The sequence below is a fragment of the Acinetobacter sp. YH12106 genome, assembly GCF_013418995.1.
In the GTDB taxonomy this organism is placed as follows: Bacteria; Pseudomonadota; Gammaproteobacteria; order Pseudomonadales; family Moraxellaceae; genus Acinetobacter; species Acinetobacter pseudolwoffii.
The window spans coordinates 308,526-333,182 of sequence record NZ_VPAV01000001.1 but is presented as its reverse complement, the minus strand read 5'-3'; the positions used below and the strand labels follow the sequence as shown (position 1 = coordinate 333,182).

General features: G+C 43.4%; 27 protein-coding genes and 1 other RNA gene. 10 read left to right on the top strand and 18 right to left on the bottom strand.

Translation table 11 applies throughout. The features are described 5' to 3' along the window. The first annotated feature begins 23 nt into the window (after positions 1-23). Genes FTU45_RS01725 through FTU45_RS01715 form a run of 3 tightly spaced genes read left to right on the top strand, consistent with a single transcriptional unit; the run spans position 24 to position 2,196 of the window. Positions 24-407 (top strand): DUF2237 family protein, encoded by a 384-nt coding sequence (locus FTU45_RS01725; RefSeq protein WP_005096732.1) that lies wholly within the window; start codon positions 24-26, stop codon positions 405-407. After that, positions 407-1,000 (top strand): nucleoside triphosphate pyrophosphatase, encoded by a 594-nt coding sequence (locus tag FTU45_RS01720; protein ID WP_074382848.1) that lies wholly within the window; start codon positions 407-409, stop codon positions 998-1,000. The genes FTU45_RS01725 and FTU45_RS01720 overlap by 1 nt, the downstream gene beginning before the upstream one ends. A 26-nt stretch (positions 1,001-1,026) precedes the next feature. Beyond that, a complete protein-coding gene (locus FTU45_RS01715) occupies positions 1,027-2,196 on the top strand; it encodes a cupin domain-containing protein (RefSeq protein WP_180075800.1) in 1,170 nt (389 codons plus the stop codon). 58 nt (positions 2,197-2,254) lie between these two features. Here FTU45_RS01715 and FTU45_RS01710 read toward each other — a convergent pair whose 3' ends face one another. The 5 genes from FTU45_RS01710 to FTU45_RS01690 form a co-directional block, all read right to left on the bottom strand. Further along, positions 2,255-4,177: an ATP-binding protein gene (locus FTU45_RS01710; RefSeq protein ID WP_180075799.1), complete on the bottom strand. Its 1,923-nt coding sequence runs from the start codon at positions 4,175-4,177 to the stop codon at positions 2,255-2,257. Further along, positions 4,177-4,860: a response regulator transcription factor gene (locus FTU45_RS01705; protein WP_005096728.1), complete on the bottom strand. Its 684-nt coding sequence runs from the start codon at positions 4,858-4,860 to the stop codon at positions 4,177-4,179. Before FTU45_RS01705 ends, FTU45_RS01710 begins: the two co-directional genes overlap by 1 nt. Before the next feature lie 220 nt (positions 4,861-5,080). Beyond that, positions 5,081-5,863, bottom strand: coding sequence for a glutathione S-transferase N-terminal domain-containing protein (locus FTU45_RS01700; protein WP_074382852.1), 783 nt, complete (start codon positions 5,861-5,863; stop codon positions 5,081-5,083). 109 nt (positions 5,864-5,972) lie between these two features. Continuing rightward, on the bottom strand, positions 5,973-6,482 hold the full coding sequence (gene rraA / locus FTU45_RS01695) for a ribonuclease E activity regulator RraA (RefSeq protein WP_180075798.1): 510 nt from the start codon (positions 6,480-6,482) through the stop codon (positions 5,973-5,975). A 12-nt stretch (positions 6,483-6,494) separates the two neighbouring features. Next, complete coding sequence (locus tag FTU45_RS01690) at positions 6,495-7,160, bottom strand: NAD(P)H-binding protein (RefSeq protein ID WP_180039795.1); 666 nt, start codon at positions 7,158-7,160, stop codon at positions 6,495-6,497. 214 nt (positions 7,161-7,374) lie between these two features. Here FTU45_RS01690 and rpsT point away from each other — a divergent pair, with 214 nt between their 5' ends. Continuing rightward, positions 7,375-7,641: a 30S ribosomal protein S20 gene (rpsT, locus tag FTU45_RS01685; RefSeq protein WP_005171172.1), complete on the top strand. Its 267-nt coding sequence runs from the start codon at positions 7,375-7,377 to the stop codon at positions 7,639-7,641. Positions 7,642-7,842: 201 nt separating this feature from the next. After that, positions 7,843-8,283: a hypothetical protein gene (locus FTU45_RS01680; protein ID WP_100328696.1), complete on the top strand. Its 441-nt coding sequence runs from the start codon at positions 7,843-7,845 to the stop codon at positions 8,281-8,283. 85 nt (positions 8,284-8,368) lie between these two features. On the opposite strand, the gene FTU45_RS01675 is transcribed toward FTU45_RS01680, so the two are convergent. Both FTU45_RS01675 and FTU45_RS01670 read right to left on the bottom strand, forming a co-directional pair. Next, complete coding sequence (locus FTU45_RS01675; protein WP_034608526.1) at positions 8,369-9,103, bottom strand: phosphoglycerate mutase family protein; 735 nt, start codon at positions 9,101-9,103, stop codon at positions 8,369-8,371. 60 nt (positions 9,104-9,163) lie between these two features. Next, on the bottom strand, positions 9,164-10,015 hold the full coding sequence (locus FTU45_RS01670; protein ID WP_100355033.1) for a 3'(2'),5'-bisphosphate nucleotidase CysQ: 852 nt from the start codon (positions 10,013-10,015) through the stop codon (positions 9,164-9,166). A 13-nt stretch (positions 10,016-10,028) separates the two neighbouring features. Between FTU45_RS01670 and FTU45_RS01665 the strand changes: the two genes are divergently transcribed. The 4 genes from FTU45_RS01665 to FTU45_RS01650 all read left to right on the top strand — a co-directional run bounded on the left by FTU45_RS01665 (position 10,029) and on the right by FTU45_RS01650 (position 13,036). After that, on the top strand, positions 10,029-10,715 hold the full coding sequence (locus FTU45_RS01665; RefSeq protein ID WP_035337664.1) for an HAD-IA family hydrolase: 687 nt from the start codon (positions 10,029-10,031) through the stop codon (positions 10,713-10,715). Continuing rightward, complete coding sequence (locus FTU45_RS01660) at positions 10,708-11,148, top strand: RNA-binding S4 domain-containing protein (RefSeq protein ID WP_005096718.1); 441 nt, start codon at positions 10,708-10,710, stop codon at positions 11,146-11,148. Before FTU45_RS01665 ends, FTU45_RS01660 begins: the two co-directional genes overlap by 8 nt. A 145-nt stretch (positions 11,149-11,293) precedes the next feature. Next, on the top strand, positions 11,294-12,334 hold the full coding sequence (gene recA / locus FTU45_RS01655; RefSeq protein ID WP_005096717.1) for a recombinase RecA: 1,041 nt from the start codon (positions 11,294-11,296) through the stop codon (positions 12,332-12,334). A gap of 90 nt (positions 12,335-12,424) precedes the next feature. After that, positions 12,425-13,036, top strand: a complete 612-nt coding sequence (locus FTU45_RS01650; protein WP_180075797.1) for a regulatory protein RecX — start codon at positions 12,425-12,427, stop codon at positions 13,034-13,036. A gap of 192 nt (positions 13,037-13,228) precedes the next feature. Here FTU45_RS01650 and ffs read toward each other — a convergent pair. Beyond that, positions 13,229-13,325, bottom strand: an RNA gene (gene ffs, locus FTU45_RS01645) — signal recognition particle sRNA small type. 293 nt (positions 13,326-13,618) lie between these two features. On the opposite strand from ffs, the gene FTU45_RS01640 reads away from it, so the two are divergent. Continuing rightward, complete coding sequence (locus FTU45_RS01640) at positions 13,619-14,416, top strand: YbgF trimerization domain-containing protein (RefSeq protein WP_074382857.1); 798 nt, start codon at positions 13,619-13,621, stop codon at positions 14,414-14,416. Positions 14,417-14,489: 73 nt separating this feature from the next. Here FTU45_RS01640 and lpxA read toward each other — a convergent pair whose 3' ends face one another. The 10 genes from lpxA to frr form a co-directional block, all read right to left on the bottom strand. After that, complete coding sequence (gene lpxA, locus FTU45_RS01635) at positions 14,490-15,278, bottom strand: acyl-ACP--UDP-N-acetylglucosamine O-acyltransferase (protein WP_180075796.1); 789 nt, start codon at positions 15,276-15,278, stop codon at positions 14,490-14,492. After that, entirely contained in the window at positions 15,275-15,760 is a 486-nt protein-coding gene (gene fabZ, locus FTU45_RS01630; protein WP_171063349.1) for a 3-hydroxyacyl-ACP dehydratase FabZ, read from the bottom strand. The genes lpxA and fabZ overlap by 4 nt, the downstream gene beginning before the upstream one ends. Positions 15,761-15,765: 5 nt before the next feature. Beyond that, complete coding sequence (gene lpxD, locus FTU45_RS01625; RefSeq protein ID WP_180000040.1) at positions 15,766-16,836, bottom strand: UDP-3-O-(3-hydroxymyristoyl)glucosamine N-acyltransferase; 1,071 nt, start codon at positions 16,834-16,836, stop codon at positions 15,766-15,768. Between the two features lie 3 nt (positions 16,837-16,839). After that, entirely contained in the window at positions 16,840-17,337 is a 498-nt protein-coding gene (locus tag FTU45_RS01620; RefSeq protein ID WP_005096711.1) for an OmpH family outer membrane protein, read from the bottom strand. Positions 17,338-17,419: 82 nt separating this feature from the next. Further along, a complete protein-coding gene (bamA, locus tag FTU45_RS01615; protein ID WP_180075795.1) occupies positions 17,420-19,864 on the bottom strand; it encodes an outer membrane protein assembly factor BamA in 2,445 nt (814 codons plus the stop codon). Positions 19,865-19,903: 39 nt separating this feature from the next. After that, on the bottom strand, positions 19,904-21,259 hold the full coding sequence (rseP, locus tag FTU45_RS01610; RefSeq protein ID WP_100355037.1) for an RIP metalloprotease RseP: 1,356 nt from the start codon (positions 21,257-21,259) through the stop codon (positions 19,904-19,906). A 3-nt stretch (positions 21,260-21,262) separates the two neighbouring features. Beyond that, entirely contained in the window at positions 21,263-22,459 is a 1,197-nt protein-coding gene (gene ispC, locus FTU45_RS01605; protein ID WP_180075794.1) for a 1-deoxy-D-xylulose-5-phosphate reductoisomerase, read from the bottom strand. Beyond that, positions 22,460-23,284: a phosphatidate cytidylyltransferase gene (locus tag FTU45_RS01600; protein WP_180075793.1), complete on the bottom strand. Its 825-nt coding sequence runs from the start codon at positions 23,282-23,284 to the stop codon at positions 22,460-22,462. 3 nt (positions 23,285-23,287) lie between these two features. After that, on the bottom strand, positions 23,288-24,040 hold the full coding sequence (gene uppS / locus FTU45_RS01595) for a polyprenyl diphosphate synthase (protein ID WP_180075792.1): 753 nt from the start codon (positions 24,038-24,040) through the stop codon (positions 23,288-23,290). 7 nt (positions 24,041-24,047) lie between these two features. Continuing rightward, positions 24,048-24,602 carry a ribosome recycling factor gene (gene frr, locus FTU45_RS01590; protein ID WP_004279885.1) on the bottom strand — a complete coding sequence of 185 codons (555 nt, stop codon included), beginning with the start codon at positions 24,600-24,602 and terminating at the stop codon, positions 24,048-24,050. Between the last annotated feature and the right edge of the window lie 55 nt (positions 24,603-24,657).

The following is a 24,657-nucleotide window of genomic DNA, read 5'->3' as shown; positions in this document are numbered from 1 at the left end:
AGCTTCTTTTAGATTCAGTGCCTATGTCGATACATCCTGATCCAAATCTTAACCGTTTGAACGTGTTAGGTGAGCCTTTATCAAGCTGCTGCTTCGATCCGATTACCGGTTATTTCCGCAATGGCTTTTGCCATACTGCGACCACTGATCTGGGGCAGCATACGGTATGCGCGCAGATGACGTCGGAATTTCTCAATTTCTCGCAAAAAGTGGGCAATGACCTGATCACACCTTTGCCAGAGCTGGACTTCCCTGGCCTGCAACCCGGTGATTTCTGGTGCCTCTGCGTGACACGCTGGGTCGAAGCCTATGAAGCAGGTCAAGCCCCCCCGATCAAGCTGCAAGCCTGCCATAAAGCGGTGCTGTCTTATGTACCTTTAAATATTCTTGAGGAATATGCTGTCTAATGAATGCTGTACAGATTATTTTGGCATCCTCCAGCCAAACCCGTAAAGAGTTGATGGATCGCCTGCATATTGATTATATTTCTCTAGTACCGGATATCGATGAGTCTCCTCGCGGTGAAAATCACGCAGATGATTTGGCCAAGCGGCTGGCTTTTGAGAAAGCCAAATATATTGCTGAGAAAAATCCTGAAGCGATTGTGATTGGTTCGGATCAGGTGGCATGGCGTGAAGGCGCACCAGATATTTTTATTGGCAAACCTTTAACTCCTGAAAAAGCCATTCGCCAGTTACAGGCCAATTCGGACAAGATTGTCTATTTCAGTACTGCACTCAGTGTGCAACAGCAGGCTACTGGTTATGAACGAACGCTGGTCGAGCACTATAAAGTCAAGTTCCGTAAACTGTCCAAAGCCGAAATTGAACGCTATGTCACGATTGAACAGCCACTGCATTGTGCCGGCAGTTTCAAATGTGAAAGCCTCGGCATCAGCCTGTTTGAAAAAATGATCGGGCAAGACCAGACCACTTTGATGGGCATGCCGATGATCAAGCTGTGTCACATTCTTCGTGAATTGAAAATTTTAGTTCCTTAATCTCCCCTTAATTCAGGCTGTAATCTATGTCTCAACCTTTAGACGTTTTAGGCGGAATCACCGCTGAACAATTTTTGAGTGAATACTGGCAAAAAAAACCGTTACTGGTGCGTAATGCGATGCCTGAAATCGCCAATCTGCTTGAACCTGACGACGTGATGGAACTTGCGCTTGAGGAACATGTCACTGCGCGTTTAATCAAGCAAAAAGATCGCGATCCGAATCAGTGGAGCGTGAAATCTTCGCCTTTACTTAAAGCTGATTTTCAGAAAATGCCCAAGCTGTGGACACTTTTGGTTCAGGCGGTAGATCATTATTCATTTGACCTGTCGGAAATGTGGAAAAAGTTCCCGTTTATTCCGCAATGGCGCCGCGATGACATCATGGTGTCTTATGCACCTCAAGGCGGCTCTGTAGGAAAGCACTTTGATTTTTACGATGTCTTTTTGGTACAAGGCTACGGGCATCGTAGCTGGCAGCTCGGACAAATGTGTGATGCCGAAACTGCATTGGTTCCGGGTCAGCCACTGAAATTATTGCCTGAAATTGAGGTGAATTTTGACGAAGTTCTGGCACCTGGCGACTTGCTGTATGTGCCACCTGGTTTGGCGCATTACGGCGTTGCAGAAGATGATTGTCTAACCTTTTCCTTTGGCTTCCGTATGCCAAATGTGAGCGATATGATGGACCGTGTTGGTGATAAATTTTCTGAGAATGAAAGTTTACGCAATCCACTGGTTGATATTATTCGTGACCAGGTCGGAGCCATTGGTGAAGTCAGCGGCAATGAGCTGGAATATCTAAAAGAACAGATCATGCAGCAACTGCATAATTCGAATGTTTTAGAAGATGCCATTATGACTTTAATGTCAGAACCCAAATATCCAGAGAACCTTCCAGAAGCAGAAGAAATCGGTACAGGTGATCTGGAAGAAGCACTGGATCGGGGTTATAGCCTGATGCTCGAACCGGCTTCACGCCTGCTCTACACTGAAGCAGACGGCGATGTTCTGTTCTGGGCCAATGGTGAAGGGATTGAGATCTCTGAGGCATTTACCACAAAACTCAAGCAGCTTGCAGACGGTGAAACCATATTGCTCGATGAAAACTTCGCTGATGAAGATATTCTGGAAGATGTCGCGGCATTATTAAATGATGCGGTACTGATGCTGGTTCCGCCAGCAGAACAAGACTAATTCTAAGCTAAAGCCAAATAAAAAGAGGATTAAATAATCCTCTTTTTATTTGCAAAGATTAGGGTTGATAGAGTTCTAATACGACCTGAATCACTGTATGCCCTTTCTCAGACTCAATCTGAAACACGCCTCCCATACGTTCGACCCGCATTTTCATGCTGCGCATCCCAATACTCAGACCATTTTTTTGCACTATTTCAGCATCAAACCCAACGCCATTGTCCTGAATACTTAAGGTGAGTTGATGTGGCAGAAAATATTCCAGACTGACTTTCGCCTGACTGGCCTGACTGTGCTTAATGATATTGGTCAGACTTTCTTCGACCACCCGAATCAGGGTCAAACATTGCAATGCGGTCGGTTCACGCTGCCAGACTTTTGGAAATAACCATTCAACCTCAATATTTATCTCTTCCAGCAACTGGGTAAAACGATAACGTACCGGGGCAATCCAGAGTAGTGGGGTTTCCGGTACTTTATTTTCGATAGACGAACCACTATCAATGATTTGTCTGAGATCATCTCTGAGCAATTTCAGCATGGAAAGAAACTGTCGGTTGGGAATGCTGTCAGTACTCTGATCGACCAGAATCATAGAGCGCACAATCGAGCCTCCTAGCCCGTCATGCAGTTCATGCGATAAGTTAATCCGCTCCTGTAAGCGGACATTATCCAGCTCCAGTTGATGTTTATCGTTCAGGCTTTTATTCAGATCAGCGCCGACCTGCTGGACTTTACGTTCTAGCTGGCTATTAAATTTTTCGATTTTCCTGACATTACGATTCAACCGCGTGGCCATAATCAGTACCACAAACAGGGTAATAATCGGTGAGGTATAGGGTGATAAAGGTGAAAAATCACTAATTGCCGTTTGACTTAAAATGATCAGATCTACGATTACACATAACAAAATCCCCCACAGACACAGCATCAGGAAAAGATATTCCCCATTGCGGGTTTTAAGTGCGTGATAGCTCACATAAATAATACAGCTTATAAATAATCCCACATAGAAAATAAATGCTGTGCCCAGTACCTGCCCCAGATAATCCAAGGAACTCATCACAATCAGCAGAGCAAATAAAAGCGTGATCAGGATAAATCCCCGCTCCACATACTTAAATCTCTGTTTTAAAAAGCGGATCAAATACAGACTAAAACAGTGGATATAGGCAATAAAACAAAGCATATTGGCTTTGCTGGCCGCGATGCTGGAGCGAAACGGAAAGCTTTCTGTGGTCAGTACATTGGAAATAAACAGAATCCATAGGAATGAACTGAGTGCCAGCCAGCCAAAGGTGGTTTCTGAACGTCGAAATTGCCAGACAATGAAGCAGATGATCCCAATCATTGCTGAGAAAATCATATTCATCTGAAACAGCGTGCGGCGATCCCAGATTTCGCCTAAATACTTCTGGCTATTGACCAGCACATTATTAAATTCAATTTTACCCAGTCCGGCGTTCTGAAAACTATAACCCTGTACATAAACCAGAATTTCATTACTGCCCTTGTTTAAGCCACTGATGGGCAAAATCCAGTAACGCGGCATATTCCAACTTTTTGACAATGGCTCTTGCAGGTGTTGATCTGACCAGAGTAAATCACCATTCAGGAACACGGCGCCGGCCGAATTAATATAATCAATGGAAAAGGCAATCGGTTCTGCAAGACGAATATTGTCTTGGCATGACCAGTTCCAAACAATTTTATACCAGGCCCCACCATGATAATCTTTCCAGTTACGCTGCCAGTTATCCGGTAAACTGACACTTTGCCAGCCAGATGCAGGCATCTGGCTAGGATTTTGCACCTGAACCTTTTGAATGTAGTCAATCTTTACATCACAGAGATCATTGACCTGAAAATGGTCTTGCGCCTGACTCATACCACTTAACAGACACAGCCAGCAGCAAAAGAGCAAAATACCGATCCATTGCAATCTCTGTCGCTGCCTGCTTCCAGAACGAGCTGGATGCATCACAGAATTCCTAAATGCCGTGCGGTACTGACTGCCTTGGTACGCCGACTGACGGACAGTTTCCGGTAAATATGCTTGATATGACTTTCGACGGTATAACGTGACACACAAAGTTGCTCGGCAATCTCTCGATTACTCAGGCCTTGTGCGACCAGTGACAGAATTTCTTTTTCCCGATGGGTCAGCACTTCCTGCTCGGCATCCGAGTGGTTGCGTTCGACTGGTGGTGATGAAGCAGGTATAGAAATCTGCTTGAGAATTTCCCGCGCAATAAAAGGATCAATTGGCGCGCCACCCCGTAAAATACTGCGGATCGCCAAAGTGACCTCCACATCATCGCGTTCTTTTAATACATAACCGGTGGCACCCGCCTGAATTGCGGTAAATAAACTGTTCTGCGTACTCCAGGCCGAAACCACCAAAATCAGAGTTTGTGCGTCATTTTCGCGAATTTTTTCAATAATCGAAATCCCACTTCCATCCGGCAGCCCCAAATCGACTAATGCCAGTGAAATCGGCTGTTGTTTTAAAATGAAATATGCTTCTTTAAGATTATTGGCAAAGAGCAGAACATCTTCGCTATAGCCCAAATTGGTTAATATAATTTTTAAACGTCGTTGAATGACATACTCATCTTCAACGATTAATACAGGTACTGGCAAGACTGCCTCTAGTGCTGTCATAAGCACGCCCCTTATATTTATTGTTATGTCACCTTGAAGAGTAAAATATAACCAAAAAAACTCTAAAAATCATGATTTATTTCATTTTTATGCTATTTCTTTCTAGCCTCATAGGGATATTCTAAATACCGTCTGCTTAAAACCAGCATAAAAAAATGCCATCTACGCAGTGAATGGCATTTCTTAAGCACAATTTTAGAGTTTTAATAGGCTGAATATTTTAAGCGGCGCCGTATTGCTGTTTTAAATATTTTACAATCTCAGCTGATTCAAACATATTCACGCCTGTATTTGGATCGACCAGATAAGGAACCTGAATATTATTTCCCATCATTTCAAATAAATGTTCACGCTTCCCGCCTGGTAGTGGTTCATATTTCCCCGGTCTTAAGCGCAACTTGGCTGGCCCATAATCCTGCCAGCGTTCTTTGGCGACATTGTGAAAAATAAAGGGAACTTCCAGCTCACTCAACACGGCGCGTACGATCCGGGTATAAGGACTGGCCTCAAAACCCCATAATTCTAGTAACTGTTCAGGTGTTGGCCGATCCTTGATCTTGGGATTCACCATTCCTCCGCGTAAACCGTTGATGACTGTGCCAGCAATTGCAGCCACCGGAATTTTGGGATAGTGAGCATATTTTTTGGGTGTCTTGCCTGTTTTGCCATAGTGCTTGAACAGATGATGAATAATATCTTGCGATTCATAAAGTCGATCGCCCGTATTTTCATCTACCAGAAATGGAAACTGGAGTTTTCCGCCTAATTGCTGAACTTCGGGACGAAAATGAGTACCACCCCGTGGACATGGATAGACTTCATAATCCAGATTCAGCAAAGTCATGACTTCACGCACCCGGCGACAAAATGGCGAACCCTCATATTCATAGAGCTTTAAGGCTTTTTCAGGCTGATTCGGAAATGGTGTACCGACCATGCCACGTCCACCTTGAGCGACTGCAGAGGCCAAAGCTTGTGCAACTTTAATTTGATGACCCAACATAATATTTTCCTGTTTTTGTTTTATTCAACTGAAAGACAGAATCTAAGCATCCTGTCTTTCGCGGTATAGATCAGTTTTGTTGTTATTCTTTAATGTAGCACTTGGCCAATTAAGCCACTAAGGCTGTTTTAGAGACCACAATGCCATTATTGTCTGCATAGACATAATCGCCAGCATTAAACGTGACTCCACCAAAACAGAGGGTGATATCCACCTCACCCACGCCCTTGCGATTGCTCTTCTGTGGAATAGCCGCCAATGCATGTACACCAAGGTCTAATTCAGCAATCGCATCGACATCACGCACACAACCATAAATAATCACACCATTCCAGTGATTTTTGACCGCAGATTCCGCAATCAGGTCACCCATCAAGGCACAGCGCATCGATGCACCGCCATCGACCACCAGTACCTTGCCCGTTCCATCTGTGGCCAATAACTCTTTCACCCGTGAGTTATCTTCAAAACATTTTACTGTCACAATCTGACCGCCAAAGGTTTTGCGCGCCCCATAACTCTTAAAAAATTTACCGTCCAGGCAAGGTGTCACCACCTGAAGCTCTAGGTCTGGATGATCATCTAACAAGTCACAGGTGACAAATGCTGCTGTAGACACGGTGTTTTCCCCTCATTTCATTTTTTGTATGCGTAAATTATCATAAATTTCAAATTTTACCGTCTGAGTTAGCGCGGCCTCGACCATAGTATGAGCCACCTGATCGGCTGTCACTGGCTTATACGCAAAACTATCCGGAATAAAACGCGATATTTTATGATAAACCTGCTGTGCGGCATCCTCCAAAAAACGCTGCTCGGGACGTTCGCCAATTAATAATGAAGGCCGAATCAGGCTGATTTTATCCAGACTCAAGGTCTGTACATATTCTTCTAGCTGGCCTTTAACCTGATTATAATAAAAATGAGACTGGGAGTTGGCGCCCATCGCACTCAACAGCAAGTAATGCGCTGAAGTCTGTTGCAGCAATTCGGCAAAATGGGCATTAATAGTATAATCAATATTATAAAAGGCCTGCTTGGATCCGGCTTGTTTCATGGTACTGCCCAAACAGCTAAAACCGTGACTGTGCTCGCTGACATCCTGATCATTCAGCATCAGAAAATCTTCAAGTACCAATTGCTGGACTTTATCCAAACTATCCAGATCATTTTGATATTTTCTGACCACTGCAGTAATATGCTGGCAAGTTGGCTCGTCTTGCAGACGTTTTAAGAGTTGTTTTCCCACCAAACCGGTGGCACCTATGACGATGGGATGAATCAGCGATTTAGTCATTTTTTATACGATCTCCTAGGTAGAATACTAATCTAACGTTTTCTTTAGAATTTTTCTGCATCTAAAATGTTGTCAAAGCATGTCAAGACTTGACTTCGGTGCTCAGTTTAATCAAAATATGGCACTTGTTTACGGGCTGGTGATAATTCCTCTGATGATGGTTTTCAGTTGAGTTTCAGCCCGCCCAGACCAATCTATTTCAAGGAGTGCACGAGTGGCAAACTCTGCTCAAGCTAAAAAACGTGCTCGTCAAAACGTTAAAGCACGCAAACACAACGCAAGCTTGCGTTCTATGGTTCGTACCTATCTTAAACGTACATTAGCTGCTATCGGCACTAATGACTATGCTGTTGCTACTGAAGCGTACAAAACGCTTGTTCCAGTAATCGACCGCATGGCTGACAAAGGCATCATCCATAAAAACAAAGCAGCTCGTCACAAGAGCCGCTTGAACGCACAAGTTAAAGCATTAGCTAACTAATTTGTTGCAATGAAAAAAGCCCTTTTTAGGGCTTTTTTTGTGTCTGCTAAAAACTGATTCTGTATGTTTCTCATTTTTATTTTCAATTTTTTACTCTGATACAATCCCATATAAAAATTATGGTATTCTAAATCATATTGCTTACATCACTATAATTTTAAGCTTGTCACTATTTTGCTGGCTGTGAAGGGAGTAAAAACCATGATTACAAAATATTTACCATCTTTAGAGAAGTTTCTAGCAATCGAACAGCAATATATTGAATACTTTAAGACCCAAGGTGAAAAAGACATTTTAGGCCGGGTGATTTCCAATATGAAAGGCACTGCTGAACTTCAGGCATCTCAAGGCGTAGATGCCTGGTTAGGCTATGGTGTGTATTTGCCCGCAGTAGAATATATCTTTGCCCGATATAAGGGTGAAAATGAAGTAGATTTTTATATACGCACCCGCTATCCCCAACAAGTCGTTACAGCTTACAGCCTTCCGGAACATGACATCGCAACACTGATCGCCGCCGACAAATATAGTCGCATTCATCAGCAACAGGTTCCAGTCAATAGTCCTCTTTGGCCGCTGAATGATACAGGTGACCTGCTTGATCTCAATGCCTATCCTCAGCGTTTAAAAGCCAATATTTAGAAAAAAACAGACCTATATGTAAAAAGCCCAATCATATCTGCGATTGGGCTTCCTTTATGATAAATGAATACCTATTGAATTAAAATTACTGGGAACGCTTAAAATCAGCAATATCCAGCTCATGTACCTGACCACGCCAGATCCATTTCAGTTTTGATTCCAGAAAAACATCGCCCTCGAACCAGACAAACAGACCTTCCATCATTTTGGGCCAGTCTTCTCGGCTGATGTCCTGACGCCCGGACATTACGGCAATCATCGCTGCCAGAATCGTGTCATGACTGACCGCCAGACTCAGCCCATACTTATTTTGCGGATGGGTGTTATAAATCAGTTCCAGCACATCCACCACACCATGAATCGGCTGTTTCATCCCCGGCAAGGCATTATTCACAAAACTGTTCACAAAACCGAGAGCGCCCTGCTTGGCAAAATAAGGACCGGCTTTTTGAATATCCAGCACAAAACTGCCCGGCTCGACCAGCAATCCCTGTTCGATAATTTCAATACGATGGGTATTCTGCTCAGGGGTAACCGCATCCGCACCTTCAATCATGAGCGCAGCAGTATCAATACAGCGCTGGATCGGGCTCGAAATACAGTGATGAATTACACGATCTGTCTGATCAGCCAGATAAGCGCCCCATTCCTGTGCCAGATCCCGCCCCTGACCAGTCAATTGCAGGTCATAACCTGCCAGACCTTGACCCGGAACATCTTCACGAACCGAATGGCGTGTGAATAAGGTGACAGGCGTCTGTACATCAGGCAATAAATCAATTGCACTTAACATACTCGGTGGAAGCAGTTTCAGGGACACGTGACAGCCAACTGGATTGGTAATGAGTTAATCATCACTATACCATGCTCAGGATTTTGCTCAATGCTCGGCCTGCATGTCAGCCACCGCCTGTAATGCAATATTTTTCATATTATTATTTTTATAGGCAATAAATCCGCCATTGAGCAAGGTATCGCGATGATTATAAATAAATGGCCGTCCTTTTAAATCGACCAAACCACCACCAATCCGTTCCAGCATACATTGACCAGCACTAGTGTCCCATTCCGAAGTCGGATGAAAACGTGGATAGATATCCACCTGATCTTCCAGCATCATACAAAACTTGTAGGCGCTGCCCGCTTTGAACTCTGTATATTCGGTAAGTTTGGCCAGATGCTGTAAATAGTCGACATATTTCGGTTTCTGCTGGCTACTTTGACTCAGACCAATCGCAATTCTTTGGTCTGTTGGCGCTGCTTCATAGCCAAACCACGTATCTCGCTGAAGGTCATATTTATAAGGTAGCCCCTGCTCTGCACAGAAATAAATCATTTGCTGTTCTGGTACTGCCAATATGGCAAAAGTCGTCAAACTTCCACGAACCAAACTCAAATTGATGGTGAATTCAGGCCGCTGATGCAAAAACTCCTTGGTGCCGTCTAGCGGATCTAATAACCAGAATTCTGGCCATGAACGACGCTCATGTTCTTTTCCTTCTTCTGACAATAAAGGCAAGTCTGAAATATCTGCCAAAGCCTGAGTTAGAAAAGTATTGACCCTTAAGTCTGCCTGAGTTACCGGAGAATTATCATTTTTTTGGATGACATCAAAAGCCGCACCAGAACAATAACGCTGATATTCTTCTCGCAAAATTTCACAGGCTTGTGTCAAAATGGGCACAAACTGCAAAATCATCGGATCTTGTGGTGCTGCTATTGCTTTAAACATAGAAAACCTAAATATGTCAAAATGCTCTGAAAAACCTACCATAATTTTCGATATGGATGGAACTTTACTTGATCTTGCCTACGATGATTTCATCTGGAATGAGTTGCTGCCTGTGCGTTATGCTGCCACACATGGCTGTAGCATGGAACACAGTCAGGCGACCCTCTCCGCATTCTATCAGGAACATAATCATACCCTAAACTGGTACTCCTCACGCTTCTGGACGGCTAAAGTCGAAGTTGATGTTCTGGCGATGCAGATTGAACATAAAGACAAAGTCGCTTTACGCCCGTATTGTCTCGAATTACTGGATTATCTGAAAACGAATGGCTACCCGATCTGGCTGGCCACCAATGCCGATTGTGCCGGACTGGCCTTTAAATTGGATCACTTAAATTTAAGCCATTATTTTGATGTGATTGTCAGTTCAGAAACGATTGGGCACGCCAAAGAATTTGTTGAATTCTGGCAAGGCTTGAACGCCATGCATCCCTTCGATCCGCAACATGCTTATTTTATTGATGATACTGAAAAAGTCCTGAATGGGGCCAAAGCCTACGGGATTGAAAACCTGCTCAGTATCCAGCAACCCTCTTCGGCCAAAGTCGCACGCGAGACTTGCAATTATCCGATGCTGCACCAATTAACAGATTTAATCACTTATTTAAATCAGGCTGAGGTAGAGAAAAAATATGCGTAAATCGTCTTTACCCGAAGATGCGGTAGGCATGCGTATAGACAAATGGCTTTGGGCAGCACGGTTTTTCAAGACCCGTTCCATTGCCAAACATGCAATTGAAGGTGGTAAAGTCCACCACAATGGTGAACGTGTCAAAGTATCACGCGAAGTTCGTGTTGGCATGGAACTGACGATTCAGCAAGGCATCGACAAGAAAACCGTCCTGGTGAAAGAACTTTCCGATGTTCGTGGGCCCGCACCTGTGGCACAAAAACTGTATGAAGAAACCGAAGTCAGTATTGCTCGACGGGAATTGATTACCTCACAAAGAAAGTTGCATAATCTAGCTCGTCCCGATCATCGTCCAAGTAAGAAAGATCGCCGGGATATCAGTAAATTTAAAAATGAAAATAGTCAGAGTTTTGATCAGTCATGGTCGTATAATGACGATTAAATTCAAGCGTCAGAATGTGTCGTACATGCGCTGACATTGATAGAACACTAGGGAAAATTCTGTCACTATACGCCTGTGGAACAAAGCTCTAATTTAAGACATCCACTTGAGTACTAACTGAGTGACATCGTATTGAGGTTGTAAGATGGATGAGAATAAAAACAAGGCGCTTAATGCTGCCTTAAGCCAGATTGAAAAACAGTTTGGTAAAAATACAGTCATGCGTCTTGGTGACAATACCGTTCAGGCTGTTGAAGCTGTATCTACAGGTTCTTTAACCCTGGATATCGCACTCGGTATTGGTGGCCTACCGAAGGGCCGTATCGTCGAGATTTATGGTCCTGAATCATCAGGTAAAACCACGATGACCCTGCAAGCAATTGCAGAATGTCAAAAAGCCGGTGGTACATGTGCATTTATCGATGCCGAACATGCACTTGATCCGCAATATGCGCGTAAGCTTGGCGTAGATATCGACAACCTGCTGGTATCGCAACCCGATCACGGTGAACAGGCGCTTGAAATCGCAGATATGCTGGTACGCTCTGGTGCAATTGACATGATCGTGGTCGATTCTGTAGCTGCTCTAACGCCACGTGCGGAAATTGAAGGCGAAATGGGTGACTCGCATATGGGTCTGCAAGCCCGTTTGATGAGCCAGGCACTGCGTAAAATCACCGGTAATGCCAAGCGTTCCAACTGTATGGTGATCTTCATTAACCAGATTCGTATGAAGATTGGTGTCATGTTCGGTAGCCCGGAAACCACGACTGGCGGTAACGCATTGAAGTTCTATGCATCTGTACGTCTAGACATCCGTCGTATTGGTCAGGTGAAAGAAGGTGACGAGATCGTTGGTTCTGAAACCAAAGTCAAAGTCGTGAAAAACAAAATGGCACCTCCATTTAGAGAAGCGCTGTTCCAGATTCTGTACGGCAAAGGCGTGAACCATCTAGGTGAATTGATCGATCTTGCTGTACAGCAAGAAATCGTGCAGAAAGCCGGTGCGTGGTATTCTTATCAAGGCGACAAAATTGGCCAAGGTAAGAACAATACCATCCGTTATCTGGAAGAGCATAAAGAAATGGCACAAACCATTGAAAAGCTGATTCGCGAGCAACTGCTGACCAAAGCCGTGATCACTGAAGAAGATAATAAAGAAGAAGCAGATCTTTTAGATGCCTAATCTATTATTTGCCTAGTCTTTAAACATCACGACACAGCGCCCTACGGGGCGTTTTGTTATTATGGGTAGATGATAAAATGCGAGAGAAAGATGTCAGAGGCAAAATTCAGCAAACTGCTCGATTATGAAACTTTAAAACAGCAATTTGGCGATGCTGATGATCAAGCGACCCAGCAAAACACATTGAAACAAAAACCCACTTTCGACTCAGAAGAGCGCCTGTTTGATACCCTTGATGATGAAAAGAAAAAACCGGGCTTAACTGGCTCGCGTTTGCGTTCGTATGCCTTTGCCGTACTGACCCGCAAGGAATATGCCAAAGCCGAACTGATCGAGAAGCTATGCCTATATGCAGAGGATCGCGATGAAGTGCTGGAATTAGTTGAAGAATTATCACGAGAGAATTATCAGAGTGATCAGCGTGTCGCAGAAACCATGCTGTCGAGCCAAAAGCGTAAAGGCAAAGGCCCCAATCAGATTAAAATGAAATTAAAAAACAAGAAAGTTGATACGGCTTTAATCGCAGAAGAACTGAAAGAAACTGACTGGGTGCAGCAAGCCTATGCGCTGAAAGTCAAAAAATATGGGGCGGAAGTTACTAAAGATCCGAAGCTCAAGGCCAAACAGATCCGTTTTCTGATGTACCGTGGTTTTGAAATGGATACGATTATTAAGGCGATTAACCATAAAGTGGAAGATTAATTTGTATTCAGATTCATTAATAGACCCACTACAAAAGTGTTTGCAGATTGATCTTAAAATGAGAAAATCAGTTCGCTAGCAGAACGAATTATCGGGATAATAAAATATTAAAAATTAGCTGATATTAGAAGTGAGCTTTGAGATTAATAGGCTGGGATAAAATGTTTTTATTATTTAAAAATATGGTGGCAACCCTACCAGCAAAGCTCCGGCACATCATAGTTCTATTACCGTTGCTACCTTCCGGTCCTGGCGGGGTTCATAGAGTACAATTGCGAAGTAACCAGCAGGGCTACCATTACAAAAACAGAGTATAGAGATTTTTAATCAAGTTGCAAGCTTTGTTCCTTAAAATAATCCATCAAGCTATCCGTTTGATTATTTTAAAAACAATATTAATATTTCTGCTGATTTTCAAGCGATCTTCATAATCAATCCATCAACACCCAGATTCGCATGATCTTTGTAAAACCTTGTTGCAATTTCTAAAAATGCCGTTTTTAATGTGTGCAATGTATATGAATGATCTTCTTTAAAAGATGAGCAGCGGATACGTATCTCACAAAGAATTATGGAAATTTTATGATGTTTAAAAAGACCGTATTGTGTGCAGTGACAGCACTCTTTACCACACCGCTATTTGCCAATATTCCAATTGAATCGCGTGGCTTGAGCCAGACTGCCAATCAAGCGTCAATGAATACCCAGTCTGCGAGTTCTGCCGGCGTATCGACACCTGTGCAAACCAATACCAGCTGGCAGATTATGCAAAAAAACCAGCAACTGGAAAGTGATCTGCGGATCTTGCGCGGCAAAATGGAAGAACAGGAAAATGAAATTGCCCAACTGAAAAGCGAACTGACCAATCGCTATGCCGATCTCGATCAGCGCCTGGAACTGTTACAGCAAAAAATTGAACCGGCTGAAGAAAACCCAACGGAGGACAACCCACAGGATAGTTCTCCCAGTTTAAATGCGAATGAGATCAATACAGCGAGCAGCGGACAACAGCCCACCGAGCTGGACAAAGCAGCCTATACAGTAGCCTTAGATGCCTATAAAAATGGCGGTGCAGCCAAAGCCATTGCACCCATGCAGAACTTTATTAAAAACAATCCGAATAGTGTGTATATCAGCAATGCCTATTTCTGGTTAGCAGAATTCAATCTGGCCATCGATCCGCCAAATTTTGAAGAAGCAAAACGCAATTACACCATTGTGGCAGACCGCTATCCAAAGTCGACCCGTGCTTCGCGTGCGCTTTATCAACTGCATAACATTAGCAAGGACGTCGAGCAAAAACCGGCCATTGCCACCCAGTACAAGAACAAATTACTCAGTAATTACCCGCAATCTGAAGAAGCTAAATTTTTTAAGTAATAATCTTCTAGATAACCCTTAATTCAGCAATAAAAAAGACACCTTAAAGGTGTCTTTTTTTACTTGAAATATTTTAGCGCACAATACCACGCTTGGATTGTTCAAGAGAATCAATCAAACGTTGTGCTTCGGTAACTTCCGGCAAGATATCTTTACGAATCTGCTCGATTGCTTCCTGAGTGGTTAAACCTGATTTATAAATCAGTTTAAAGGCAGTACGCAAACCGTCAATTATGGCCTTAGACCAGCCCTTACGACGCATTCCCTCAATATTCATAGCAAAAGCGTGCGCAGGATTACCTGACACCATCACATAGGCCGGCACATCTTTCAAAATCAGTGATGCTCCGCCAATCATGCTATAAGAGTCAATCTTGCAGAATTGATGAATCCCTGAGTTTCCACCAATGACCACATAATCCCCGACATGAACATGTCCAGCCACACCGACATTATTGGCAAAGATATTGTGATCACCGACCATGCAGTCATGGGCAATATGCGTGTTGACCATTAGAAGATTATGACTGCCAATCTTGGTTAAACCCTGATCCTGAACGGTACCACGATGCAAACTACAATGCTCACGGATCTTGTTGTGATCGCCAATCTCAAGCCAGGTTTCTTCACCGGCATACTTAAGATCCTGACAAACCTCGCCTACACTGGCGAACTGGAAAATTTCATTATATTCACCTATACGCGTATAGCCACCCACCACTACATGTGAATGAAGTTTGCTACCCGCACCAATAGTGACGTTTGGCCCAATGATACAGTATGGACCAATTTCTACATCAGCAGCGATGACTGCTGATGCGTCAATAATGGCAGTTGGATGAATAAGGGGATTATTGCTCATGCCTGCTCGACTTTTTGATGCGAAACCATAATTTCCGCGGTTGTTGCGACGACGCCATCTACAGTGGCAATACAATTATATTTGTAAATGCCGCGCTTTTGCATCACCAATTCAGCTTTTAATACCAATTGATCGCCTGCAACCACCTGTTTTTTAAACCTAACCTTCTCCGCACCGGCAAAAAGGAACAATGAACCCGCACTTGGTGTTTCATTGTTCATCACAAAACCCAGAATTCCCGAGATTTGTGCCAGTGCTTCAACAATCAGCACACCCGGCATAATTGGATAATTCGGGAAATGGCCTTGCAAAAACTCTTCATTAATTGAGACGTTTTTATAACCAACAATGCCATTTTCGGTAATCTCGACCACGCGATCAACCAATAAAAATGGATAACGATGGGGCAAATATTCACGAATCTTTTGAATATTCATTGGCAATTCAGGTTTCGTGAATGTAGGCAAATTCGACTCTGTCATCATAATTATTTACGCAACTTAAATGTTGATTCAATGGACTCAATTTGAGATTGCATATGATCTAGTCGTTTCATCACCTGGGTCAATGGCACATCTGCTAATTGTTTAAAACGCACAGCAGCACGTTTCCAGTGCAAACTTTCCAACATAGGTGTGCCAGAAGAATAACTGCCCGCCTCAGAAATATTTTTTGTCACCATTGACATGCCAGTAATTGTGACATTATCTGCGATATTAATGTGGCCTACTACCCCCACCGCACCTGCAAATACACAGTTTTTGCCAATTGTAGTGCTTCCGGCGATTCCGCATTTTGCTGCGAGTGCGGTATTGGCACCAATCTTGACGTTATGCGCGATTTGCACAAGATTATCAATAATCACACCCTGTTGCAAAATCGTATCATCCAATGCACCGCGGTCTATACTACAGTTTGACCCGATACGCACATCATCAGCAATACGCACAGAACCAAGCTGGGCAATACGATGCCATTTACCTTGATAAGGTGCAAAACCAAAACCTTCGCTGCCAATCACGGTATTGGCATGAATACGAACGCGATTGCCAATTTTGGCGCCACCCGTCAGCGTCACATGCGCATCAATAAAACAGTCCTGACCGATTTCCACATCATTATCGACATGTACATGAGGCTGAATCACGGTATTGGCGCCCACAACACAATGCTCGCCAATCACCACATAGTGTCCAATATACGCATCATCGGCGATGATCGCTGAAGGATGAATTTGAGCAGTACTTTCGATACCACGCTGGGTATTTTTTTTCTCAAATACATGGGTCAGGATCGCAAAAGCCAGATAAGGATTTGCAACAACAATAAAGTTTTGATGTGACGTTATTTGTTGTTTCAGTTCAGCCGTGACAATTAAAGCAGCCGCCCGACTTTGATTGGCTTGCTCTACATATTTGTCTGCATTGACGAATGCCAAATCTTGCGATGTCGCATGCTCAAGACTGGCCAAAGCGCTCAAACGCAAATCTGCCTGACCTACGCACTCGCCTTGAACCAGGCGAGCAAGGTCAGCTAACTGAAGCTGTTGATGATTCATTGATTACTTAATTGCATTAACCTTTTGAATCATTTTATCAGTTAAATCATATTTAGCATCATAAGCAAGTGCTGAATTTTTATTTAAAACCACATCCAGGTTATTTTCTTTACGCAATTGTTCAGCAATTTGCTTTACACGTGCATCAAATACCGTCCGAATCTGCTGAATCGAACTTTGAACATTATTCTGCACAGATTGTTGCAACTGATTCAATTCCTGAAATTTGGCCTGATATTGCGTAGACATCTTCTGCTTTTCAGCATCGCTCAGTTTGGTATTAGACTGAGCACGCTGCTGCAAAGCTTCCAGCTCTTTACTGAGTTGTTCAATCTTGCTGGTTTGTGGCTGAATTTTTTGTTGAAATGCCGTGTTTTGCTGTTTCAGATAAGTACTGCCTTCAACAACACGCTCCAAGTCAATCACACCAATACCAGCTGCTTGAGTTAACGGTGCAACACTTGCCAAAGCCAGGCTCATCGCCATGATCATTTTTTTCATATTCTTACTCATTCAAAAAAATTTGCTCATAAAGCCTCGCAACTTCATGAGCAAAATCTATATTCAGGATTAGCTAATAATCTTAGAAAGTACGGCCGATTTCGAACTGGATGTTTTTAGTTTCATCACCATCTTTCTTATTCAACGGATAAGCATAGCTCAGTGACAATGGGCCAATCATGGTAATCCAGGTGAAACCCGCACCGACGCTATAGCGCATATTGCCTGCATCGAAACCGAAGTTATCTTTACAATATTGACGTAAGTCACCAGATTGTGAAACATCGCAGTTTGTATCGAAAACTTGTGCACCTTCGGCAAAAATCACTGGACGTACCTGACGTGCCCAATCGCCTTTAAATGGCACTGGCAGTACCAGTTCAGTACCAAACTGAACCAATGCATTACCACCAACCTCCTCTAGATCAAAGTCACTAATGCCTGCATTTTCTGCATAGACACTGTCATATTTTGGACCTAAAGTACTGTTTTCATAACCACGCACTGAACCAAAACCGCCAGCATAGAAGTTTTTATAGAATGGTAAGTCATTACCATAGCCCAACTTCCCATAACCGCGCAGCACAAAATCTTTGCCTAGCGGGAAGAAAGCCTGAGCATCATAAGTCACTTTTTGATATTCAACATCACTACCTGGCAAGGCTATTTCAGCATTGACACGATGTGACATTCCTGTCGTCGGAAACATTGGACGGTTTAAAGTATTGTAAGACCAGCCTAAGTTTAAGTTATATGTTAAAAATTCACCTTGAAAGCGGTCTGATTTTAAATCAGTTTTACAAGGATCAGCATTGTCGATACAGTAAGGACTTTGGCCTATTGACTTACCGTCATTTGCTAATAGGTAATCACGAACATAGGTGGAAACACCATTACCAGTCGTTACTTCAGTATTGTCGACATTTAGGCCTAAGCTAACACTCTGGTTTTCATCAATTGGATAACCGAAGTTGATTCCACCACCTAAACTATCTGTGACATAGTTGTTGACGTTATAGTTATCATCGAGCTTGGTTTTACGGTAGTACATGTTATAGCCGCGACGTACACCATCAATGGTGAAGTATGGGTCCATCACACTCAGGTTATAGTAATCTTGGGTTTCAGAACGTGACAGGTCGATCGATACGCTATTACCGGTTCCCAGGAAGTTGGTTTGACTTAAACCTGCCTGGAAGGTCACACCGCCACTTTGCGAGAAACCGACAGCCAGAGTACTGGTACCCGAATGCTGCTCTTCAACGGCAACATTTAGATCTACCTGATCGGGTGAACCTGGAATACGTGCAGGTTTGATATCTACTGTTTTAAAGAAACCAGTACGTTCCAGACGGACTTTGGACAGATCAATCTTTTCATTACTGGCAAGCGCACCTTCCATCTGGCGCATTTCACGACGTAATACTTCATCGCCAGTTTTGGTGTTACCGGTAAAATTAATACGTCGTACTGTAACTTGCTGACCTGGATTAATATAATAATTTAAATCCACCAACTTGGTTTCATTATTAATTTGAGGAACAACATTCACTTCTGCATAGTAGTAACCGGCATTACCATACTTACGCTGCAATAGTTGCTTAACCGCGTTTACTTTTTCCTGAGAATAAGTTTCGCCCTGTTTAAATAACTGTAAGGCCTGCAACTCTTCAGTTTGATAAAGTGCATCACCTAAATATTTGGTTTGACCAAATTTAAACTGCTCACCTTCATCTACAGAAACTTCAATAAAGACATTCTTTTTATCTTCACTCAGGTTCAAACTGGAATTGGTGATATTAAAGTTGATATAACCTTTATTCAGATACATGGCACGTAAAGCTTCAAGACTTGCTGCCATTTTTTCACGTGCATAACGGTCATTACGTGAAATCACTGAATTCCAGCTACTTTCTTTAACAGCAAATGCCTGCTTGATATCTGATTCTTTAAAAACAGTATTACCAATAATATTGATATCAAAAACTTTAGCAGCTTTACCTTCAATAAAATCAATCAGCAGCTCAACCCGGTTATTCGGTCGTGCTGTCGTCGTCACCGTCACATCTGCATCATATCGACCTTGCTGCATGTATTGCTGTTCAAGCTCAGTTTCAACTGTCTGCAAAGCAGATTTTTTCAGCACTTCACCTTCAGCCAGACCCATTTTTTTCAGGCCGTCTTCAAGTGCTTCCTTTGGAATCAGCTTGTTGCCTTTCAGTTCGATTTTCGAAATGACCGGACGTTCCACTACCTGAAAAACCAGCGTATTGCCTTGCTGAACAGCTTTGATGTCATCAAATAATCCTGATGCATACAAGCTGCGAATGGCATTGGCAATGACCGGATCATTGACCCGATCACCACTGTTAATTGGCACGAGGCCATACACATTCTCAGGAGTTAAACGTACTAATCCATCAAATTTTATATCTTGTACAATGAATTCATCTGCTGCATATACTTGTTGTGCTACTGCCATTGCACTAACGAGTGCCAGAGGCATAAATAAATGTGTGTGCTGCATGCCAGTCTTTTCCGCTGTTAATTTATTCCATCTACGTTGTTATAAACGCATAAAATCATTAAATAATGCCAGAAGCATCATACTGCCGAGCAGTACCATACCAATTTTTAGTCCAACCAATTGTATTTGTTCGGAAACAGGTTTACCACGAATTAATTCAACAAAATAGTAAACCAGATGTCCGCCATCAAGCATTGGAATCGGCAGTAGATTTAATATTCCTAAACTTACACTCATTAGCGCCATAAAGGAAATAAAAGTTTCCCAACCCATTTCTGCGCTTTGTCCTGCGACTTTGGCAATGGTGATCGGTCCAGATAAGTTATCCAGTCCAATCATGCCACGTACCATTTTGACAATCGAGTTCAGAATCATCGAAGATAAGTGCACCGTTTTATCAAATGCCATCACCAGTGCTTCAGCTGGATTGTAGTGAATGGTCTGCTTATATTCTGCGGGAATCGAGATTTTACCCGGATCACTTTGTACACCGAGCATACCCGTGACATTGCCCATATTGTCACGCTTGCCCTGTGGCATCACTTCAAGTTGCACCACCTGGTTTTCGCGCAATACATCCATCTTCAGTAATTTTTCTGGTGATGCCTGTACAATTTGTACCACATCAAACCAGTCTTTCATCTGGACACCATCAATGGCCAGAATTTTGTCACCTTGCTTCAGGCCTTGGCGAATTGCTGCACCATCTTCAGTCAGCTTGCTAATCACAGCCGGAATTTCCGGTCGATAAGGCAAGAAGCCCAGACTGTCTAACGGAGATTGACTCTGGTCTTTTAAATAGTCCCGAATCGGTAACTGGAACAGCTTGTTTTCCCCGGCACGTTCTGCCTGAATAGACACTACACCGGTTTCACCCACACGATCCACCAGCGCATAACTCAGTTTTTCCCAGGTTTCGACTGGAGTCCCGTCCACAGCAACAATTTTGTCACCCGGCTGCATTTGTACTGTTGCAGCCGGCGTATCTGGTAAAACTTTACCAACGCGGGTATTCAGCTGCTCTTGTGCCGGTAAAAACAGCACCCAGAATAACAGCACCGCAAGAATGAGGTTGATCAATGGTCCCGCTGCCACAATGGCAATCCGTTTCCAGGGATGCTGACGGTTAAATGCTTTGGGCAAGTCTTCTTCAGCAACATTGCCTTCACGTTCATCCAGCATTTTCACATAACCGCCTAAAGGTAAGGCGGATAGCTGATATTGAATGCCGGATTTTTTTGAGGTCCACTTTAACAGCGTTGGTCCAAAACCAATCGAATAGACCAACACTTTAACGCCCAGTTTACGCGCCACAATATAGTGACCAAACTCATGAATCGCAATTAAGGGACCGAGTAACAGGATTGCGGCTGCAATAATAAACAAGGCGTTCATGTCTTAACTTCCTTTATTCACAACATACTGCTGTGATAAACCTCGTGCCATTTGATCTGCCTGCAAGATAGCCTCCAGATCATTTGCCGGCTGATTGTCCATCTGATTCAGGACATGCTCAACCACTTGAGGAATTTGGGTAAACCTAATTTGCTGATGTAAAAATGCGTCAACTGCAATTTCATTGGCCGCATTTAAAATCGTGGGTGCAATCCCGCCGCTCTGCATCGCCTGACGCGCCAACTTTAATGCAGGAAAACGAATCACATCCGGTTCCTGAAAGTTAAGCTGCGAGTGCATAAACAGATCTAAGGGTGGTACATGCGTACTGATTCGCTCAGGCCATGCCAATGCATGTGCAATAGGTGTGCCCATATCCGGATTACCCATTTGTGCCAAAGTTGAACCATCTACATATTGAACCATGGAGTGAATAATACTCTGTGGATGCACCACGACTGTAACAAATTGTTCTTGAACTGCAAACAAATGACAGGCTTCGATCAATTCCAGACCTTTATTCATTAAAGTCGCTGAATCGACCGAAATTTTTTGGCCCATTGACCAGTTGGGATGCTTGCAGGCCTGTGCAGGCGTCACATCTTCAAGCTGTTGTAGACTATGATTGAGAAACGGCCCACCAGATGCAGTTAACAAAATTTGCGAGACACCCAGCTTGGGCTTGCCATGACGCTCTGCCTCAAAATAGTGCTGTGGTAAACACTGGAAAATCGCATTGTGTTCGGAATCCACCGGAAGCAACAATGCACCATGATCGCGTGCAGCCTGCATCATGAGGTCACCGGACATCACCAAAGCTTCCTTATTGGCCAGCAGTACGCGCTTGCCTGCTTTTACTGCAGCCAGTGTCGGCAACAATCCGGCAGCACCGACAATGGCAGCCATGACAATATCGACATCCGCATGTTCAGCCACAGCAATTAAACCGGCTTCATCTTGCAGAATTTCAATATCAGCCAGACCATGTTGCTGAAGGAGTTTTGAAAACTCATCCACTTTTGCCGCAGGCACCACCGCCACTTTAGGGCGGTATTGCTGGCAAATCTTGACCAGTTCAGCAATACGACTTTGCGCGGTTACAGCAAAAACCGAGTACGCTTCAGGATGTCGCTGCAAGATTTTTAAAGTACTTTGACCAATAGAACCTGTAGCACCCAGTATACAAACCGCTTGTGACATTTATAAATCTACACCAATAAGTTTTAGAACAGCAATACCTGCCGCAAAGATTGGAGCTGCAGCAAGCAAAGAATCAATACGATCCAGCACCCCGCCATGACCCGGTAAAATACGGCCCGAGTCTTTAATACCGGCACGTCGTTTGATCATGGATTCAAACAGATCTCCCAGTACTGAACTGAAGACCGTGATCACCGATAAGGTCAGGAATAAAATAAGTTCTGGCCAGGTCATCTCCAGATAAAGCAAAGCAACTGCAATCACAATCAGCATTGAGGTGATCACACCACCATACAGCCCTTCTACAGATTTGTTTGGGCTGACATTTGGTGCAAGTTTTTTCCTACCGAATTTACGGCCAACAAAATACGCACCGCTGTCTGCGCCCCATACCAGTAAAAACAGGTACATCAACCACCACGGTGAACTTTGCCAAACCGAGAAAATTGCGGTGACAGCAGCAGAAATCAGCACTACACCAATGCCATTTAGGCTTGTATTGTACCAGCCGTCATACTCAGGATAAGACTTGACCCAGTAAATACTGAGTAACCAGGTAATAATAGAAGCCATCCATAACAACAAAGCGACTTCAGCAAAATACAATGCCAATGCTGATAGAGCCGCGGTCAGCACCCCATATCCCCATGCAACGGGCTTGATGACCTGCTTAAATTTTCGCGGCATGAGTTTAAACCACTCATAACCGGCAACCCCAGCAGCAAGAACCATCAATACAAACATTGGATAATGTGATTCAGTAGCAAACATACAGCTCAGTACAACTGCTACCAACACCAATGCGGTTATAATCCGCTCAAACATGTATTAATTCTCAAGTTTTTCCTGATGAACCTGCTCTGATGTTTTACCGAAACGACGTTCACGCCCACCAAATACGGCAAGTGCATCATCAAGTTCTTCAACGGTAAATTCTGGCCACAGCGTCTCAGTGAAATAAAGCTCTGCATAGGCTGCCTGCCATAACAGAAAATTCGACAGACGGAAATCTCCGCCAGTACGAATCAGCAGATCAACTGCTGGTAAGTCACCGAGGCTGACATATTGACCAAATACATCAGTATCAATTGCATCAAGATCTAATTTATTTGTTAAAACATCGCTGGCAATTCGCTGTGCAGCTTGTGCCATATCCCACATACCACCATAACTGATTGCAATAGTGAGTGTCATACTATTGAAATTAGCAGTCCTTTGTTCGGCATGCAACATAAGCCCCTGTAATTCTGGGGACAAACGGCTGCGATCACCGATAAAGCGTAAGGCAATATTGAATTTTTCCATGCGGGGTAATTGTTCATGAATGGTATCAACCAGCAACTTCATGAGCAATTCGACTTCAAACTGTGGACGATTCCAGTTTTCACTGGAAAAGGCAAATACAGTTAAAGCCTGGATATTTCTTTTTTTACAGTGTTCAACAATCGGATCCAGAACCGTTTTTCCTTCACGGTGTCCATCACCTTTCTGCATCTGATTTTTTTTGGCAAAACGATTGTTGCCATCCATAATGATGGCAACATGTTTCGGAAGACGGGGATTTTCTTCAGCAACGGTCATCGATGAATTAGACCTTCATCAATTCAGCTTCTTTCGCAGCCAAGCGCTTATCAACTTCAGCAACAAATTTGTCGGTAATTTTCTGGATTTCGTCAGCAGCACGACGCTCTTCGTCTTCAGAAATTTCTTTTTCTTTCAACAAAGCTTTGATATCACCCAATACATCACGGCGAATGTTACGGATCGCTACTTTGGCATTTTCTGCTTCATTACGCGCAACTTTTTGCATGTCACGACGCGTTTCTTCAGTTAACGCAGCCATCGGTACACGAATCGCATCTGCTGTAATTGGGTTCAGACCCAAATCAGATTCACGAATCGCTTTATCAATTGCAGAAACCATTGAACGTTCGAAAGGCTGGATTAACAAAGTACGTGAATCTTCAACACCTACGTTTGCCACCTGGTTCAATGGAACGTCTGAACCATAGTAAGAAACCATCACGTTATTTAAAATTGATGGATGCGCACGACCGGTACGAACTTTTGCAAAACCATGCTCTAGAGATTCTAGAGTTTTGTTCATACGGTCTTCGCTGTCTTTTTTAAGATCGTTAATCATATGATCTTCCTTACTTAATTCTTGAAAAGAGGTTATTACTAAATTAGCGTGTAGT